This is a genomic window from Polaribacter sp. Hel1_85 (assembly GCF_000766795.1).
Lineage (GTDB): Bacteria > Bacteroidota > Bacteroidia > Flavobacteriales > Flavobacteriaceae > Polaribacter.
On the sequence record NZ_JPDS01000002.1, the window covers coordinates 242,690 to 261,536 of the forward strand.

At 28.1% G+C, this 18,847-nt stretch carries 20 protein-coding genes and 1 tRNA gene; 6 read left to right on the forward strand and 15 right to left on the reverse strand.

What is annotated here, in order from left to right; all coding sequences use genetic code 11:
* Positions 1-107 precede the first annotated feature (107 nt).
* The 7 genes from PHEL85_RS08295 to PHEL85_RS08325 form a co-directional block, all read right to left on the reverse strand.
* Positions 108-2,198 (reverse strand): peptidylprolyl isomerase, encoded by a 2,091-nt coding sequence (locus tag PHEL85_RS08295; RefSeq protein WP_036823828.1) that lies wholly within the window; start codon positions 2,196-2,198, stop codon positions 108-110.
* Positions 2,199-2,320: 122 nt separating this feature from the next.
* Positions 2,321-3,586, reverse strand: coding sequence for a hemolysin family protein (locus tag PHEL85_RS08300; protein ID WP_081965102.1), 1,266 nt, complete (start codon positions 3,584-3,586; stop codon positions 2,321-2,323).
* A 15-nt stretch (positions 3,587-3,601) separates the two neighbouring features.
* A complete protein-coding gene (locus PHEL85_RS08305) occupies positions 3,602-3,802 on the reverse strand; it encodes a membrane protein (RefSeq protein ID WP_036823834.1) in 201 nt (66 codons plus the stop codon).
* A 7-nt stretch (positions 3,803-3,809) separates the two neighbouring features.
* The gene (gene lptC / locus PHEL85_RS08310) at positions 3,810-4,367 is read right to left on the reverse strand and encodes an LPS export ABC transporter periplasmic protein LptC (protein WP_036823837.1); all 558 of its coding nucleotides are present in this window, start codon (positions 4,365-4,367) and stop codon (positions 3,810-3,812) included.
* Positions 4,368-4,373: 6 nt separating this feature from the next.
* The gene (locus tag PHEL85_RS08315; RefSeq protein WP_036823839.1) at positions 4,374-5,705 is read right to left on the reverse strand and encodes a tetratricopeptide repeat protein; all 1,332 of its coding nucleotides are present in this window, start codon (positions 5,703-5,705) and stop codon (positions 4,374-4,376) included.
* A gap of 15 nt (positions 5,706-5,720) precedes the next feature.
* Positions 5,721-7,007, reverse strand: a complete 1,287-nt coding sequence (locus PHEL85_RS08320) for a membrane protein (RefSeq protein WP_036823841.1) — start codon at positions 7,005-7,007, stop codon at positions 5,721-5,723.
* Positions 7,004-7,732, reverse strand: coding sequence for a type III pantothenate kinase (locus tag PHEL85_RS08325; RefSeq protein ID WP_036826053.1), 729 nt, complete (start codon positions 7,730-7,732; stop codon positions 7,004-7,006). Before PHEL85_RS08325 ends, PHEL85_RS08320 begins: the two co-directional genes overlap by 4 nt.
* Positions 7,733-7,831: 99 nt before the next feature.
* Between PHEL85_RS08325 and PHEL85_RS08330 the strand changes: the two genes are divergently transcribed.
* Positions 7,832-7,904 (forward strand) — tRNA-Phe (locus PHEL85_RS08330).
* 45 nt (positions 7,905-7,949) lie between these two features.
* Here the strand turns inward: PHEL85_RS08330 and PHEL85_RS08335 are convergent.
* The 8 genes from PHEL85_RS08335 to PHEL85_RS08370 form a co-directional block, all read right to left on the reverse strand.
* The gene (locus PHEL85_RS08335; protein ID WP_036823854.1) at positions 7,950-8,399 is read right to left on the reverse strand and encodes a hypothetical protein; all 450 of its coding nucleotides are present in this window, start codon (positions 8,397-8,399) and stop codon (positions 7,950-7,952) included.
* A 71-nt stretch (positions 8,400-8,470) separates the two neighbouring features.
* Positions 8,471-9,325 carry a pseudouridine synthase gene (locus PHEL85_RS08340; RefSeq protein WP_036823855.1) on the reverse strand — a complete coding sequence of 285 codons (855 nt, stop codon included), beginning with the start codon at positions 9,323-9,325 and terminating at the stop codon, positions 8,471-8,473.
* 36 nt (positions 9,326-9,361) lie between these two features.
* A complete protein-coding gene (locus PHEL85_RS08345; protein WP_036823857.1) occupies positions 9,362-10,279 on the reverse strand; it encodes a geranylgeranylglycerol-phosphate geranylgeranyltransferase in 918 nt (305 codons plus the stop codon).
* Between the two features lie 4 nt (positions 10,280-10,283).
* The gene (locus PHEL85_RS08350) at positions 10,284-11,210 is read right to left on the reverse strand and encodes a mevalonate kinase (protein ID WP_036823862.1); all 927 of its coding nucleotides are present in this window, start codon (positions 11,208-11,210) and stop codon (positions 10,284-10,286) included.
* Between the two features lie 54 nt (positions 11,211-11,264).
* Positions 11,265-11,660, reverse strand: coding sequence for a toxin-antitoxin system YwqK family antitoxin (locus PHEL85_RS17340; protein ID WP_052108508.1), 396 nt, complete (start codon positions 11,658-11,660; stop codon positions 11,265-11,267).
* A 25-nt stretch (positions 11,661-11,685) separates the two neighbouring features.
* Positions 11,686-12,765, reverse strand: a complete 1,080-nt coding sequence (locus tag PHEL85_RS08360; RefSeq protein WP_036823870.1) for a diphosphomevalonate/mevalonate 3,5-bisphosphate decarboxylase family protein — start codon at positions 12,763-12,765, stop codon at positions 11,686-11,688.
* Between the two features lie 37 nt (positions 12,766-12,802).
* Positions 12,803-13,516: a LytR/AlgR family response regulator transcription factor gene (locus PHEL85_RS08365; RefSeq protein WP_036823872.1), complete on the reverse strand. Its 714-nt coding sequence runs from the start codon at positions 13,514-13,516 to the stop codon at positions 12,803-12,805.
* A 9-nt stretch (positions 13,517-13,525) separates the two neighbouring features.
* The gene (locus tag PHEL85_RS08370; protein ID WP_036823875.1) at positions 13,526-14,569 is read right to left on the reverse strand and encodes a sensor histidine kinase; all 1,044 of its coding nucleotides are present in this window, start codon (positions 14,567-14,569) and stop codon (positions 13,526-13,528) included.
* A 205-nt stretch (positions 14,570-14,774) separates the two neighbouring features.
* Here PHEL85_RS08370 and PHEL85_RS08375 point away from each other — a divergent pair, with 205 nt between their 5' ends.
* The 5 genes from PHEL85_RS08375 to PHEL85_RS08395 are packed head-to-tail and all read left to right on the forward strand — an operon-like array spanning position 14,775 to position 18,806.
* The gene (locus tag PHEL85_RS08375; RefSeq protein WP_036823876.1) at positions 14,775-15,116 is read left to right on the forward strand and encodes a MotA/TolQ/ExbB proton channel family protein; all 342 of its coding nucleotides are present in this window, start codon (positions 14,775-14,777) and stop codon (positions 15,114-15,116) included.
* Positions 15,117-15,119: 3 nt separating this feature from the next.
* The gene (locus PHEL85_RS08380) at positions 15,120-16,562 is read left to right on the forward strand and encodes an alpha/beta hydrolase family protein (protein WP_036823878.1); all 1,443 of its coding nucleotides are present in this window, start codon (positions 15,120-15,122) and stop codon (positions 16,560-16,562) included.
* A gap of 3 nt (positions 16,563-16,565) precedes the next feature.
* Positions 16,566-17,888 (forward strand): serine hydrolase domain-containing protein, encoded by a 1,323-nt coding sequence (locus tag PHEL85_RS08385; RefSeq protein ID WP_036823879.1) that lies wholly within the window; start codon positions 16,566-16,568, stop codon positions 17,886-17,888.
* Between the two features lie 49 nt (positions 17,889-17,937).
* On the forward strand, positions 17,938-18,561 hold the full coding sequence (locus PHEL85_RS08390) for a thiamine diphosphokinase (RefSeq protein ID WP_235318252.1): 624 nt from the start codon (positions 17,938-17,940) through the stop codon (positions 18,559-18,561).
* 11 nt (positions 18,562-18,572) lie between these two features.
* Entirely contained in the window at positions 18,573-18,806 is a 234-nt protein-coding gene (locus PHEL85_RS08395) for a hypothetical protein (protein WP_036823883.1), read from the forward strand.
* Positions 18,807-18,847: the final 41 nt, after the last annotated feature.

Consider the following 18,847-nt stretch of genomic DNA (forward strand, 5'->3'; position numbering starts at 1 on the left):
TACTTAAAGAAAAGCAAAAGACTTATTAAGATTCAGTTACCTTAAATTAGAGCATAAAAAAACCGTTCAAAAAATTTGAACGGTTTTAATATTTTATAAAACTTAACTTAGTTTCCTACGTATAAGCTTGACCTGTTATCTTCAATCTCAGAAGCTTTTTTAATAGCTTCATACATTACAAATGTTTTGTTTTTTCTAGCGTCAGAAATAGATTTTCTAGCAGCCTCATAATTTGGTAAAGCAGTTGGCAACTCTTTATTAGTTACTGTAAAAGCATACACACCTCTATTACCTTCTATGTTTTTATAAACTTTATTTAATTCTGCATTAAACATCGCACCTACCACTTTAGGTTCAGAACCAGCTCCTGATAATGTTGGACTTTTTAAAGTAACTCCATTACCATTTCTAACAGAAGTATTATTTTCTTTTGCAATATCCTGTAAAGCACTTCCATTAAATTTATCAGCAATTAATTTTGCTTTCTTTTCATTAATTAAAGTAGGTTTAACTCTATTTGTTGCTTTTGCTGCAGACATTAATCCTTTTTCAGTTTTAGCCGTTACAAAAGCTACAACATGACTTCCTTCTAAATCAAAACGTTTAAAATCTCCAGGTTTTGTATCATTCCCAAAAGCCCAAGAAACAATTTGTCTTTCATTTCCTAAACCAGGAACATTTTCATCTAAAACTTTTAAACCAATAGCAGGCTTAGTTACATATTTGTTCTCTTTAGCTATTGCAAAAAACTTTTTGTCTTTAGATGTAGCTAAAGCAAATTGTTCTGCTTTTTGAAAAACTGCATTCTCTGTAGTTTCAGAAGCTACTATTTTTCTACCAAAAGTTGCTAATTTTACAACCGTTTGATTATTCTTTTGTCCATCTACTTTAATTACATGAAAACCAAATGGTGTTTTAACAACTCCTATATCTCCTTTTTTACCTTCAAAAGCGAAATCTCTAAAAGCAGGAGTCATTCTATTATAGTTAAACCAATCATAAGTCCCTCCTTTTTCTGCAGAACCTTTATCAGAAGAGAATTCTTTAGCTAAACTTGCAAACTTACTTCCTCTTCTTTTCACCACATTTAAAAGGCTATCTGCTAATTTTTTAGCTTCATCTTCAGTTCTAGTAACATCTGGAGCAACTCTTTGTGCACCAATAAAAGGAATTAAAATATGACTTGCTTTTGCAGAATCTGGCATTTTTGCAACTGATGTAATTTTTGATATTTTAAAAAATCCTTGATCTTTATAAGGTCCAAAAACATCTCCTTTAACTCCACTAAAAATAGCTGAAGCTACAGTTTTATTAACTGCATTTTCAAATTTAAAATTATCATCAATGCTTGTATCAGAATCATTTTCACTTAAAAACTCTACATCATTAGTAATATTTTTAAAGTCTTCAATAATCCCATATAATTCAGCTTTAATTGCATTTTCATCTTCTTCAGTTGCAGTAATATCAAACTTTACATAAGAGATATCTCTAGATTCTTCTACTTTAAAATCATTTGAGTTTTCTTTAATATAAGAAGCTATTTCTTCTTTAGAAACAGAAACTAAACTGTCTGCTATAGAAGTATAAGGTACATATACAAACTGCGCATTTAATTTCGTGTTATCTGTAAAATACTGAAATTCTCCTTCTTTTAAAGAAGAACCAAGACCTGCAGTAACTAAGTTATTATATGTATTTCTTTCTGCATTGTCTCTAATTTGATTCATATAATTAGACCAAGCTCCCCACATTTGTGGATTGTTTTCTTTAGTATCAGCTAAAAATTGTTTGAATTTTGCTTCATCAAATAAACCTGCTTCATTTTGAAATTGAGGATTACTATTTACTGAAGGAGCGTTTATAACTTCTGCCCAAACATCTGCTTCACCAACAGTAATTCCTGCTTCTGATAATTGATTTTGGTAGATTTTTTTTCTAACCATATTATCCCAAACAGTTTTACTTGCTTGCATTTCAGAAACTCTATTACCAGCTTGTTGCTTATATGCTTCTAATTCTGCAGCAAACTCTTGTCTAGAGATAGATTCTCCATTTATTTCACCTATTTCGTTAACTTTACTTGAATTGAAAAAATCACCTAAAGTAGATGGATCTAATACAAAAGCAAAAAGTGCTAAACCAATTATAATGATTAAGAACATTGAACGTTCTCTAATTTTTGATAAAACTGCCATACGTCGTTTATTTTATTTCAGTTGGCGAATATACGATTTGGGTTTTAATATTGCAACCGATTTTTTACTTATTAATAGTAAGTGAAAGTGTATTTTAATCACTGAAAATGAATAGATTCGTTTTAAACTTCTTCTTCTTTTATTTTTAAGTGCACTTCTTCAATTTTAGCGCTACTCATTTTTAAGATTCTAATTTCAAAACCCTCAATATCAACTACTTCATTTTCTTCAGGAATATTCTCTGTATGCTCAATAATAAATCCTCCTAAAGTTTCATAAGCTTCAGATTTTGGGATACCTAGCTCATATTCTTCATTCAAATAATCTACTTCTATTCTTGCAGAAAAATTAAATTCATTTTCTGACAATTTCTTTTCTAAAAACTCTTGAGTATCATGTTCATCTTCAATTTCGCCAAATAATTCTTCTACAATATCTTCTACAGTGATCATACCAGATGTTCCTCCATATTCATCAACAACAACAGCAACACTTTTGCGTTTTTTCATTAAACTATTTAAAACATCATTTATCATCATAGATTCTGGCACAACTTCTACAGGCAATAAAATAGACTTTATACTCTTAGGTTTTTTAAATAACTCAAAAGCATTTACATAACCAATTACATCATCTAACGAGGTTTTATATACTAGAACTTTAGACAAACCTGTATCTATAAAAATATTTTTTAAATTAGTTACTCTTTCATGCAACTCTACTGCTACAATTTCGGTTCTAGGAACCATCACTTCTCTGGCTTTTACATTATGAAAATCTAATGCATTTTGAAAAATTTGAATCTCAGAATCCACTTCATCATCATCATTACCAGTTTCTAATTGCTCTGATATATAGTTTCCTAATTCTTCTTTACTAAATTCGGTTTGTTCTTCATCTGCATTTGTTTTAAAGAAAACACGCAGAAAGAAATCTGAAATAAAAGTGATAAACTCAGAAATAAAATGAAACAATACATAGAAAATATAGGCAGGAACAGCAAATAATTTTAACACCTCATTTGCGTAAACTCTAAAAATAGCCTTTGGTAAAAACTCTGCTGTTATTAATATAATTATGGTTGATATAATTGTCTGAATTAAAAGAACAGAAAAATCATTATAACTATCTAATGGAAGTATCTTAACTAAGAAACTTCCCATATAATAACTATAAATTACCAAAGAGATATTATTACCCACCAACATTGTGGTAATAAATTTTGATGATTTTTGAGTAATTCTATTCAGAATTTTCGGAATGAAACCTTCTCGTTTTTTTTCTAACTCAATATGAAGTTTATTGGCTGAAACAAAAGCAATCTCCATTCCCGAAAAAAATGCGGAAAGTATAATTGAGATCAATATAATTATAGCTTCAATTTCCATTAAGAAATAAACAATCTATTTATTTAAGTTGTTTCTTTTTTCTACTTTTTTTCTAAAATGCCTTTTAAAGAAAAAAACTAAGGTAATAAAAATTGCAGCACCAAGAAACATATAAGCCTTTTCTCTGTCTTCACTCCATCTAACAATACCCTCTATTAAACAGATTATTGCTACAATTAAATAGCCATACTGAAAGAATTTCCAAAGTTTATTCATCTTATTTTTATTCTGTTGTTTCTAATTTTCCTGTTGTTTTTTTTGCTAGATGCATACTCAAATCTTCCTTACTTTCAAACCCTACTCCATAAATAGTATCTTTTAAAGTAGTTAAGGTAAATGCTGCTTCTGAAAAAAAATATTTTGTGTTTTGATCCCAAAGCAAGTGCTCTGTTTCTAGTTTAGATTGTTCTTTGTGATTTAGCACAACAACATTACCAGTAATTTCTGAAATTGATGTTTTAGAATATGACAATGCATAATTACCTGTTATTGTAACAGAATCTTTTCCTTCAAAATTTATAATTTTTATTCCTTTTGGAAACTCATTATAAGGGTGTTGCTTTCTATTACTAAAATCACGTAATAAAGGAGTAATTAGTTTTGATGTTATTCTCCCAGAATCTTTATATACATGAAATGCGTCCTTTGCAACACCAATTGGCAAATTCTTTGAGGCCAAAAAATCTCTAACTTCTTGCGTATTATTAGAGCAAGAAAAAAGCATTACTGTTATAAAAAGAACAGTAATGCTTTTGTGTAATATATTTTTAGAGCTACTCACTAAATATTAATTAGGAACTCTTACAGTTTCTCCAATCCAACATTTTATTGAATAACTGCTACCAGGAGTAACACCTGCAGTAAAAATTACTTTTTTACTTGGTACGTTTCCTTTATAACTTCTTATATATTTTCCTGCAACTCCAGAAATACTTGGATCTACAGACGATGCTCTTTGCGCCATTCTTAAAGCTGCAACATACACCATTCTTTTTTCAAATTCACTTTTACCACAAGAGTTTGCACTACCAGCATATAAGTTTGCAATAAATAAATACGCTTTACCTGAATTTGGGTTAAAACTAATTGCTTCTCTAGCTAAACTTCTTGCTTTACTTTTTTGACCTCTTTTCTTCGCTGCTTGAGCAAATTTTAATTTATATTTTGATTTCTTTAATGGGTCAGTTTCTAAGTCAAATGCTTCTTGTCTCATTGCAGCTGCTCCACTAGCATCTCCATTTTTCTCTAAAATACCTGCATAAAATGATTTTGAATCTGGAGAAGGTGCTGCTTCTGCATATGCTTTTGCTAATGTTTCATACATCGGGTCGTCTTGACAACCTTTGTTAAACATTCTAGACACTGCTCTTCTTAACCAAACTGAATTTGATTTATTAGCTTCAAAATCTCTTTTATATAATGGTACTAATCTTTCACAAGTAGCTATTTCAGAAATTATTGCATCTAATCCTCCTTCTACAGTTCCTAAAGCTTTTGAATTTATAGAATATGCTCTCTTTAAACTTTTTTCTCTTTTATCTAAAACCTTTGTTGAATCCGATAAAGGAACTAATTTTTTTGCATAACCTTCTAATTTTTCACTTACCGATTCTAAAACATCATCATAAGTATCAAAAACTTTTTGAGGATTTGTGTCTTTATTTCTATCAGTTACTCCTTGAAAGTATACATATAAATTTTTTACTCCCATTTTAGTTGGGTCAATATTATATCCTTTTTCTAAAATTAAGAAAATTTCATCATCAGAAGCTAATTTATTTTTTGACAAATATGTAGCATAATCACTATGAACTTTTGCTGGATTCTTTGTTGGGAAGTACTGTAACCTTTGTTCGTAAACTCTTTTAGCTAAAACAGGGTCTTTTCTAACATCTTCTGCTAAATTTGATCCAAATTTGTAAACATTTACAGATAGATCCTTACAATTATCCATTAAATAAATCCAATTAGCATAAGCTTCATCGTATTTTTTTGATTGATAATCTCCTTTAAAAAGATTATACTTAATTGTACACTCTCTTTTCGCATCATCTTGCGCATTTGTTTTTGCTGAAGCTAATAAAAACATTGCAGCTAGTAAAAACGTAATTTTCTTCATTTTGTTAGTTTTTTGTTAATCTATTTTTCTTTTTTGAAACCAATTAGTATCTGTCAAAGATAAACTTAATCTAAAATTAAAATAATTTTCTTGAATTAAGTTATTATTAGTTGTTCCTCTCTTACCGAATTCAAAACCCATATTTATTGTGGATAATTGTTTCAATGGTAAACCTAGACCAAAAGATATGCCAAAGTCGTCTATTGGAGTAAAATTCGTATTTAAACTTGATCCATCCACTAATAAACCTGATTTTTCAAAACGAACACCTGCCCTATAGGTAATTCTTTCCCAGTAACTTGATATTGAATTTATTTTAGGAAGATAATATCCACCTAAAGAAAACCTATTTGATTCACCATATTTATAAGCAGCATTAGTAGTGCTTAAAGAACCTGTTGTTGCTATTGCATCTTGGTTTTCATATTCTAAACCAACATACCATTTATCATATTTACCCAAACCAGCTCCTAAAGTAGTTTTAAGAGGTAAACTATAATTTCCAATAATACTAGATTGAGATATTGTATCTCTACCAAATTCAGCACCAGTGCTTGAAAGTGTAAGAGAATATAAATAATCGTCTCCTGTTACTTTTAAATCATTACCCATTTTAAAAGTAGCTCCTCCACTTAAAACGAGTTTGTTTTTTAGTTCTTTTTTATATTGAGTTCCTATAGTTACAGAACCTCCTCTAACTTGTGTGCTTTCTTTATATTTTGTTGCTAAAGATACGTCTTCAATCTTATTAGTTATACTGTTCTCAACGTTACCAAAACTATAATCTGCTTCTATACCCAAAGAAATTTCTTTAGTTAACTTTATACCAAAACTACCATAAACCCTACTTACACCACCTTTACCCGAATAAAGAGTCTCTGTATTTTTTCCACTACTTTCTAAACCAGCATTAAACAAAGAATAACCTACAGTTGAAACTGGTTGAATACCAACAGACATACCTGCTTTCTTGCCTAAAGGAACTCCTAATGTAAAATAGCTTAAACTAGTAGAATTTGAAGTTTCCTTTGCTGAACCATTATCAATTGTTAACCTATTATTTAACAATCCAAATGAATATGTTGTGTATCTTAAATCTGCGTAAGCTGCAGGGTTTGTGAAATTTAAATACTTATAATGGCTAAAAGCAACTCCAATTCCTCCCATTGAACTTTGCTCTACAGTAACTGGATTAAATTCTTCTCCAATACCAAAAAAAGAATATGGTGATGAGTTTGTTCTTTGAGCTGATGCAGCTATAGAAGTTATTAGCAAAAAGACTAATAAAATGTTTCTAATCATTTGTCTATGTTAAATATCAATATTTTATTTAATCCTTGTAGGAGAAAATTTTGATTGGCAAATATGCTACTTTTTAATTGTTTTGACAAGAAATTTGTGTCTCCTCCTGTTAAAACAACTGTTAAATCATAATATTTCTTTTTATATTGATTGATAATGCCATCAATTTCCTGAATTACTCCATTAACTATACCAGAATTCATGCTTTCTTTTGTACTACTTCCAATAAAATTACAAACCTCTTCTTTTTCTAATAAAGGTAGATTTGCTGTAAAGTAATTTAAAGAATTAAATCTCATTTTTATTCCTGGTGAAATTGCGCCACCTAAATATTCTCCTTTAGAATTTACAAAATCAAAAGTAATACATGTACCAGCATCTATAACCAAAACATTTTTATTCAAAAATTGACTGACTGCACCTGCAACTAATGCAATTCTATCAACTCCTAAAGTTTTTGGTGTTTTATAGAGATTCTTAAAAGGAACCTTTGTAGAAGAAGAAATAGATCTTATTTGAACTATTTTTTGCAATTTTTTAAGCTTCAAATCTGAAATTGAAGCAACATTTGACATTATTCCTTTAGAAATTGAATATTTTTTAACTATTTTTTTTATTTCTGATAAGATTCTTCTTTTATCAAAAAACACAAGCTCTACCAATGTATCTTTCTCAAAAACAGCAGCTTTAACTCTTGTATTACCAACATCTATAATTAAATTCATCTTTATTTTTATTGACAATTTCAAAAATACAACACATTTTTTTAAATTTTCTCTAGCAGATGTAAAAAAACATTTTATATTTGCATCCGCTAAGGCAATGGTACCTTAGCTCAGTTGGTAGAGCAAAGGACTGAAAATCCTTGTGTCCCTGGTTCGATTCCTGGAGGTACCACTTACAAACCCAAACTTTTTAGTTTGGGTTTTTTTGTACTTTAAACTATTTCAAAATATCTTTTACAATCTTTAAATGGTGATTGGTGTGCAATTTTAAAAATTTTAAAGTTTGCTTTTTATTTAACTGTTTAAACAATGGATGCGTAAAATATTGATTCTCATCTAAAACTTTCATCATTTCTAAATTTGAGAATGCCAATTCTAACTGGCTTTTAATTTCTTCTTTTAAAACAACTTCTGGTGGTAAAACTCTTTTTGGAGCTTTTGCTTTCCCTCTTGGAAAAAATCCCAAAGTAAAAGTGATTAAACGCAACAAATTAAACTCTCTCTTATAATCTATTGCATTAGAATTCTTTATCGCTGTGCAAACACTATTAACCACTTTTAAAGAATGATCTAAATGCCAACCAACATTTGCTTTAGAAACATCTATATCTTCTTTATCTATATAAACTAAATGCTCTTGGATAAAATGAAACTCTTTTTGCAACATAATAGATTTATTATTTTAATTGATTGAAAGATAGACTAAAAAAAACCAGCATTAAGCTGGTTTTTTTTATTCTATTGCATCTTTTGAAGATTGGCAAGTTCTAAACTTGTTAGCTCTCTCCATCTTCCTCTTGGTAAATTTTTCTTCGTTAATTCAGCGAAAATTACTCGATCTAATTTATTTACTTTGTAACCAACGTGTTCAAAAATCTTACGAACAATTCTATTTCTACCTGAATGTATTTCTATTCCAATTTCAGATTTTGGTTGTCCATCAACATAAGAAATAGCATCAATAAATACTTTTCTACCCTCAATAATAACTTCTCCTCGTAATTTCTCTAAATCTCTTAATTCTAACTTCTTATCTAAAGAAGCATGATATAATTTACGAACATTATGTTTTGGATGTGTTAATTTTTTTGCCAAATCACCATCATTAGTAAACAACAACAAACCTGTAGTGTTTCTATCTAATCTTCCAACAGGATATATTCTTTCTTTTGATGCATTTGCAATCAATTCCATCACTGTTTTTCTACCTCTATCATCATCCATAGTGGTGATGTAGTTTTTTGGCTTATTTAGTAAAATATATCTTTTTTGTTCTGGTGTAATTGAAGTTCCATCAAAACGAACAATATCGTTAGGCTGAACTTTGTATCCCATTTCTGTTACTAATTTACCATTTACCTCTACACTTCCATGCTCTATATAAGTATCTGCTTCTCTACGAGAACATACTCCAGAATTTGCAATGTATTTGTTTAAACGGATTCCTGATGATTCATCAGATTTTTGAATAGGTTTAATTTTAGTAAAAGTTTTTTTAGTACTTTTTCTGTCTAAAGGTTTTCTTTTTCTGCTTAGAGGAGTACTTTTTTTACCTTCTTGTCGTCCTCTCGACGAGTTTTTATTTGAATTCATTACTTAAAATTTCTGCAAAAATAAGCATAAAAAATCTTAATTCAATCTGTGTATCACTTTTTCTACAATAAGAGAAGTATCAATAAAAATTAAAGAAAAAACACCGATTAAAAGCAACACTTTCAAAACATTATGCATCATTCTATATTGGTTGGTTTCTGTTGAATTCCACAAATAAAACCCTAGGAAAATTAGAACTATTAAAGCAAAATAGAAATAGTATCTCATATAACTTAATGCAGGATAACTAAATAAAATTATCACAGGAAAAAGTGTTAATACTAATAAAAAAATTGATAATTGTTTTGTTTTTTTTTCTCCGTAAAAAACAGGAAAAGTAGCATAATCGTTCACGATTGCCCCTTTCATGTTCTGTAAATCTTTTAGCAATTCTCTAACCATTAATACCAAAAAAAGAAAAACTGCATGCACAAAAATTATTTTTGAAAAATTTTTATAGTACACAAATACTGCAAAGAAGGGTAAAATTGTAAGTACTGTAGCAGAAACCAAACCTGTAAAAGGATACTTTTTTAACTTGTGTGAGTAAAACCAAATCGCAAAAATATAACTAGCAAAAAACAAAGCTGCTTTCCAAGAAATTAAATACCCAAAAACAAATCCTATAAAGTTTAGAGTAAAATATAGCTTTAACTTAGTAGACTGTTTTACGTAATTATCTAAATTAGATTTTAATGGTCTATTGATTCTATCAACTTTAACATCATAAAAATTATTGATAATATAACCAGAAGCAACAACACATATACTTGCCAAAACGATGTAAAATAAATCTACATCTAGCACAATACTTCTAACATATTTTTTAGGTGAAAAAATAAAAATGGCCGCTAAATACTGAGCCAACACCAAAACAAGAATGTTATAGCCTCTTATAACAGAAAGTAAGCTGAAAAATTTAAAAATGAATCTTTTTAATTTAAAGCTCAACATAAAATTAGAATCTATAAACCAATTCTAACTTATAGTTTTCAAGACTTTTTTGAGCTTTTTCATAATCTTCAGTGAAGCCTAAAATATAGCCTCCACCACCAGAACCACAAAGCTTTAAGTAGTAATCATTTGTTTTAATTCCGTTTTCCCAAACTTTGTGAAAAGCATCAGGAATCATAGGTTTAAAGTTCTTTAAAACAATTTTAGAAAGGGATTTTACATTTCCAAACAAAGATTTTACATTTCCATGTAAGAAATCTTCAATACAAGCATCTGTTGTAGTTGCAAATTCTTCGCTAATCATTTTTCTAAAACCTTCGTTTTTCATCTTATTCATAAAGATGTTAACCATCGGTTCTGTTTCTCCAATTTGCTCAGAATCTAATAAGAAAACTGCACCTTTACCTTGTTGTTGAGAAGGAATTCCTGCAGGCTCAACATTATCTTTAGAGTTGATTAAAATCGGTAAGCTTAAGTAACTATTTAAAGGGTCTAAACCAGAACTTTTACCGTGAAAGAAAGATTCCATTAAAGAAAAAACCTGTTTCAATTTTAATAATTTTTCTCTAGTTAAATTCTCTAAAACAGTTATTTTATCATTAGCATATTTATCGTAGATCGATGCTACTAAAGCACCAGAACTTCCAACTCCATAACCTTGTGGTATTGAAGAATCAAAATACATTCCGTTATCAATATCTTTCTTTAAATCGCTTAAATCAAAAGATACTAAATCCGTTTTTAACGAAGCTAAATGCAGATAAAAACGTTGTAAATTTTGATTAGAAAGTTTGTGATTATCAGATAAATCTGAAGAAGTTTTTAAAGCTCCTCTATAAGCATTAAACGGAATTGCTAAACCTTTAGAATCTTTTATGATTCCATATTCTCCAAAGAGAAGAATTTTAGCATAAAATAATGGTCCTTTCATTTTTCTTTTTTATAGTTCTGCAAAAATACAAATTATTATGTTAAAAAGATCTTATTAAAAATTCTTATAAAAAGTCTTCCAAATACCAACTTTTTCTCCCTTTTTATATTTTCCTTTTTCCTTAATTTTTCCGTTTTTATAATAAGTTTTCCAAACACCTTCTTCTAAACCATTTTCATATTTACCAGAAACTCTTAACTCTCCTGTTTCATAGAATTCAGAAAACACTCCAATTGGTTTTCTGTTTTTAAAATTTACTTTTCTAAATATTTTTCCACTTTTATAAAAGTAATCTACTTTTTTATCATCAGAAGAAGTTACTTTATAGTAAACTGAATTTGATTGATTTGTTGCCCTTAAATCAGCATCCAACCAAGTTGTTTTTTGGGCAGAAACAGATAACGAAAAAAGAAAAACTAGTACAACTACAAACTTAATAAAAGCTTTCATTTATGAGTATTTTATTCTGAGAATTTTACATTTTTTTTGCTCCAAAACCCACAGAATCACAAATATACTGATTTTTTTGACAGTATTTAGACAGTTGATTTTCTATAAATTGATTTACTTTCTCTTTTTCATTCTCAGGATACAAAACATGCACATTTGCACCTGCATCTAACGTAAAACAAATATTACTATCATTTTCATTTCTATACTTCCAAATGTTATTAATAATTTCTAAAGTATTTGGTTTCATCAATATAAAATACGGACTACTTGTTAGCATCATTGCATGTAAAGTAAGCGCTTCACTTTCTACTAAATTGATAAACGCTTCTATATCTCCATTTTGAAGAATCTCTGAAATTTTGGCTAAATTATCATTTGCCTGAATAAAACGACTTTCTGCATAAGGATGATTGTGCATTAAATTATGACCAACAGTGCTAGAAACTTGTTTTTCGCCTTTATCTACTAACAAAATTGCATCTTGATAATTCTCAAAAACGGAATGTACTTTATAAGGAAATTTTACACCAAACAAATCTGAACTCCCTTCAATTTCTGGATGATTTCCCCAAACAACCAAAGGTCCCTCTATACTTCTACTTGCGCTACCAGAACCTAATCTTGCTAAAAAAGAAGCTTTTTTGTTGATTTCTTTCTCTGATAAATCAGGATTTAATTCAGATTCTAAACTCATTAAACACATAGCAATAGCACTTAAACCACTTGCAGAAGAAGCAATTCCGCTTGAATGTGGAAAAGAATTTTCTGAGTTAATTGTCATTTTATATTCAAAAATATAAGGGCAATATTCTTGTATTCTTTTAAAGAATTCGGCAATTTTTGGTTTAAAAGCATCTTTTTGTTTTCCTTCAAAAAATAAATCGAAATCTACATTTTTTGATTTTTCTTTTTGTTCAAAATCGATTGTAGTTATTGTATGGCAATTATTTAGTGTAAAACTTATAGAAGCGTTCTTTGGTATTTGAGGGTTACTTTTTCCCCAATATTTTACTAAGGCAATATTACTAGGTGTTTTCCAGGTAAAACTTGCTTTTTCTATTGATTTATTAACCGATTTCGATATAAATTGTGCTGTATTCAAACGTTTAAAATTTGCATCAAAGATAAAACTATTTCGGCTAAATTTCAGTTAACTTTTTTAGTACATTTTCTTTGTAAGTTCTACTAATAGGAATTGCGTTTTTATTGATTTCAATAAATTCGTTTGTATAAGAGTCTGTTTTATCAATATTAATAATATAAGATCTATGGATTCTTAAAAATTGTAGCGATGGTAATTTCATCTCTAAATTAGAAATAGTTTCTCTTGTTACTAAAACATTTTCTTTTGTATAAATTTTAATATAATCTGATAAACTTTCTACATACAGAATTTCATCAAAAACCACCTTTACCATTTTACGGTCTGATCTTACAAAAATGTAATTATTTTTCACTAATGTTTCTTCAATATCTAAAGAGGGTTTTGTTACTATTTTAGTTTCAAAAAATTTATTTACAGCTTGTAAAAAACGATCGAAAGCTATTGGTTTCAACAAATAATCTACCGCTTGTAAATCAAAACCATCAACTGCATATTCTCTATACGCAGTTGTAAAAATAATCTTAGAATTTTTATTAATCGATTTTGCTAAAGAGAGTCCAGAAACATCTGGCATATTAATATCTAAGAAAAATAAATCTACTTTTTGCTGATTTAAAATTTCAAATGCTTCCATGGCATTTTTACAACTTTTAACCAGTTTTAATTTCGGAATTTTAGCCACAAAAGAAGTAAGTATTTCTCTAGCAACTGGCTCATCATCAACAATTACACAATTTATTTTACTCATTTTTATTTTTTAAAATTCAATTTCTAAAGTTACTTTAAAACTCAAACTTGTCTCTTCAATTTTAAGCTGATGTTTATTTGGGTATAACATTAACAATCGCTTCTTAATGTTCTCTAAACCTATTCCGTTTTCTGTATCCTTTTCTTTGGATGAAAAGTTTTTTATCTCAAAAAACAGTTTATTATTTTCTATTTTTAGATTGATATCAACTTTTAAAACTCCATCAATAATTGCTCCATGTTTAAAACTATTTTCTACAAACGGAATTAATAACATTGGCGAAATTTGCAAACTATCATTTATATTTTCTATCTTAAAACTAACTTGTAAAGTATCATGAAAACGCATTTTTTCTAATGAAATATAATCTTCTAAATGATTTATTTCTTCTGCTAAAAGTACTTTTGGTTTTTCTACTTGATATAAAATATAATCTAATAAATTAGATAATTTTAAAATCATTTCAGGAGCTTCATCCGCTTTAGCGATTGCAAAACCATAAATTGTATTTAAAGAATTAAACAAAAAATGTGGATGAATTTGCATCTTTAAAAATCGTAACTCTTGTTCTTTTAATTCCAACTTCGTTTGCAAAAACTTATTTTCTAAAGTCTTCTTTTCTTCTAAAGATTTATAGCTATGTTTTAATATTTTTAAAGCACTGGCCAATGCAACAATTAACAACACACAGACTAAAATCACTGCAGGACTTTTAATTAAAACTGGCATTTTTTGATATTCTAAATTGAAGAAAAAAACAAAACCAAAAGCAACAGTCATTAAAACGCCTGTAGTTACAAATACACCAGAATAGAAAGTGTAAATAGCAAATTTTCTATATTGATTAGTCAATAAATATTTAGGGATTAAATCGTACACAAAAACGTAAGAAGCTACTAAAGCTATTAAACTTAATAAAGTAGAAAACCAAAATAAAAACTCTTTATTCGCTGTACCTACACTAAAAAAACTTCTAAAGAAAAACCAAACTAAACTCCAAATTAAGAGATGAATTAGCGCTTCTTTAAAGTTTAAAAGCTGTTTTTTTTGCATGCTACAAAATAAAAATAAAGGTTTAACTATTAGAATAAATATCGACGAAATTCATGTTTTCGTCTCGAAAAAGCAAAATTTGTGCTTTTTTTACAAAAACAAACTACTTTTTGTAGAAACCTAGTAGAAATTGTTCATCCATCGCAAATAAAATCTTACAAGGAATTTTAAAAATATATTTGAATCTAGTTTTAAAACAAATACTATGCAATTAATTAACGAAGGAGGTCCTTCATTTATGGTCTCATTACTTATTTTACTAATTATTACTATTTTCTTAGTAGCTAAAGGATTTAAAAAAAATTCACAAAAAAATGTAGAACTCATTAAAGCTATTAGTTTATTTGCACTTGTTTTTGGTTTCTTTGGATTTATTTTAGGTTTAATTAATGCTTTAGACGCTTTAGAATCTATAAATGGAGATATCCATCCAGCAGTTTTAGCTGGTGGAATTAAAAGAGGAATCTTACCTCCTACTTTAGGAACTTTTACTTTCCTTGTTGGTCGATTAGGTATTATTGTGCTTACATGGATGAAAAAGGAATAATTAATGAGATATTTTGAAATATTCCTGCTAATATTTTCTTTAGCTTCAATTTTTTATATCACTTTAGTAAAAAATAGCATTCATAAAAAAGTAGAAATAGTACTCATTTTAAGTTTACTAACTATTCATTTTTTGTTTGAAGGTTATAGATGGCAAATGCTACCTATTTACATTTTACTATGTATAATTGCTTTTTGTTTTTATAAAGAATATTCAATTTTTAATGGAAGTTGGCTAAAAAAAAGTTTTACAATAATTGGTGTAAGTATCTTATTAATTGTTGGTTATATCCTTCCAACAGTTTTACCAATTTTTGAATTACCAAAACCAACTGGAAAATACAAAATTGGTTCTCAATACATTCATTTAAAAACAGACAGAAAAGAAACTATAACCTCTAATCCTGATGATAAAAGAGAGTTAATGATTAAGGTTTGGTATCCTGCAAGCATCGAAAACGAAAATAAAGAGCCTTATTTAAATGAAGGAGATAGAATTAGTTTTGCTGCAAAATATGGGTTACCAAAATCTACTTTTAAGTATTTAAATCATATAAAAACAAACACATATTTAAAGCCTAAAATTGCAAATGAAAAGTTTCCTGTTCTTATTTTCTCTCATGGCTCTTATTCTAAAGCTTCAGGATATTACGCAATTATTGAAGAAATTGTAAGTCGAGGTTATATTGTTTTAAACATTAATCACACATACGAAAGTACAGGGACTTTATTTCCTGATGGAAGTATAAAACTCTACAATCAAGAATATGACAAAAAGTATGTGAGCACTCAAAAAATGGCAGAAATGGCTTGGAAAAGTCAGCAAGATTATAACAATGCTAAAAATGATGAAGAACAACTTTTAGCTTCAGAAAATATTTTGAAAAATTATATTGCTGCAGACATTTCAAAAAGATGGTCTAAAGATATTATTTCTGTTATTGATGAATTACAGAACTGGAATCAAAATACTTTTTTAGCCAATCATTTAGACATTTCAAAAATTGGTGTATTTGGGCATTCACAAGGTGCATCAGCAGTAGGACAAGCAACATTAGATGACTATAGAATCTCTGCAGGGATTAATCTTGATGGTGTACAATGGGGAAACATAATTGATACTAAATTAACAAAACCTTTTCTTTATATTTCTTCAGATTGGAAATCTCCACATCCAAATTTTAACAAATATGCATATCAAAAAGGAAGTACTTCTGTTTTTTATGACGCTAAAATTATAAATTCTGGTCATGCCAGTTTTATGGATATTCCTTTAATGATAAATATTCCAAAATTAAATGAAGCTGGAACTATTGCTCCTTCTGAAGCTTATAAAATAATAAATGAGGTTGTTCTTTCTTTTTTTGACAATTACTTGAAAAACAAAGAAAATAACTTATTAAAAATTCCAAATAAACACAAGTCATTAAAAATCACTAAAAAATAGATTATGATTAAAAATATACTATGTATTACACTATTAATCTGCTCAGTTTTTACTGAAGCACAAACAAGCACAATAAAAAACCTTGACAAATTATTTGATAAATTTGAAATAGAGAACAAAGCTATGGGAACAATTTCTATAGCTAAAAACGGAGCTGAGTTCTATCAAAAAAACATTGGTTTTTCCAACATCAAAAACAAAACAATTGGAGATAAATTTACCAAATATAGAATTGGGTCCATTACCAAAATTTTTACAACTACAATTATTCTACAACAAATTGATGAAGGTAAACTAACACTAAGCACGTTACTTAAAGAATATTTTCCGGCAATACAAAATGCAGATAAAATTACTATTGAAGATTTATTAAGACACGAAAGCGGATTAGCAAATATTACTGAAAATAAAGATATTGCTACTTGGATTACAAAACCACAAACTCGTGAGAAAATGATTGTTAGGTTTGTAAAAAACGGAATTCAATTTGAACCAAAAGAAAAATCAAAATACTCTAACACAAATTTTATAATTCTTTCTTACATCTCTGAAATGATAGATAAAAAATCATTTTCAGAAATTTTAAAATCTAGAATAATTAAACCTTTAAACTTAAAAAGAACAGAATTCGGAAATCCGATTATAGCAAAAAACAATGAAGCTCTTGCTTATTATTTTGAGGGAAATAAATGGAATTTAATTGATATACAAACCCACATGTCTGCCCCAATGGGAGCTGGAGCAATTGTTTCTACTTCAACCGAATTAAACATCTTTTTTACAAACTTATTTTCAAAAAAATTAACTTCCGAAGCTTCGTTAAAAAACTTAATGACAATAAAAAAAGGAAAAGGTTTAGGAATTATGCAATTCGATTTTAAAGGTTTAAAAGTATTTGGTCACGATGGTGAAATAGATGGATTTCAATCATATGCATTGTATATTCCGGAGAGAAATATTTCAATGAGTTTTACTTTCAATGGATTAAACTCATCTACAATGCCTGTAGTAATTTCTATTTTAGAAGCATATTTTAAAAATGATTCATCATTAAAAAAAGAAAACACAATTAATTTAAAACCTGAAGAATTAGATGCTTATTTAGGTATTTATAGCGGTAAAACATTTCCTGCAAAAGTAACTTTTACAAAGAAAGATAATATATTATTTGCACAAGCTACTGGGCAACCAATTTTTAAATTAATAGCTATAAAAAAAGATAGTTTTTTGTATAATGCTATGGGAATTCGTTTTGATTTTAATTTACCTGAAAAAACTATAGAACTTACTTTTGGAGGAAAAAAACATTTACTTGAAAGAGAATAATAATTTTAAAAAATAGTTGATTTAAAATACCCATTTCATTAATTAAGAAATGGGTATTTTTGTATCCATGAATAAAGGAACTGTCTTTTTACTTTTAAATGGTGAATTTCCCAAAAAACTTCCAGATTTTTCTAATTATGAGTTAATTTGTGCTACAGATGGCGCTTATCAATTTTTAGAGAAAAACAACATTAAACCTCATTTTATTTCTGGCGATTTTGATTCTTTAGAAAACTTACCAAAAAATATTGAAGTAATTCATACACCAAATCAAGATTTCACAGATTTTGATAAAATTCTTCAAATTTTATTTGAAAAAGGTTTTAAAAATATACACGTTTTTGGGGCAAGTGGACAAGAACAAGATCACTTTTTAGGAAACTTACACACAGTAATTCAATGGAAAAGTAAATTAAAACTTACTTTTTTTGATAACTATAGCCGTTATTTTTTAGCGGATAATAAAACTGAAATACTACATTGTAACCAAAAAATAATTTCTTTAGTTCCTTTTCCTGAAGTAAAAAACATCAGTACAAGAGGGTTACAATATTCTTTAAATGATGAAAATTTAACTTTCGGAGAAAGAATTGGCACAAGAAACAAAGCTGTTAAAAATAAGATAGAAATCAGTTTTAAAACTGGAGAATTGTTTATTTTTATCAATCATTAAGAAACACTAAAATGTCTAGAAAAATAAAATTATTATGGGATTTTAGAGGTCCAGATGCAAAGGAAACAGCAAAACATCATTGTATTCACTTAAAAGAATTTGCAACTATAGAAAATCTAAATTTTCATGAAATTGATATTCAAGAAAAAAACGAAATGTTGTTTTCTGCATTTATAACTGTTGATGAAAAATACATGAAAATTTTCAGAGATGCTTTAAAACCTCATCGTGGAGAAATTGGATAATTTAGTTTTTAGCTTCATAAAAAACCAATTAATTTTATAAT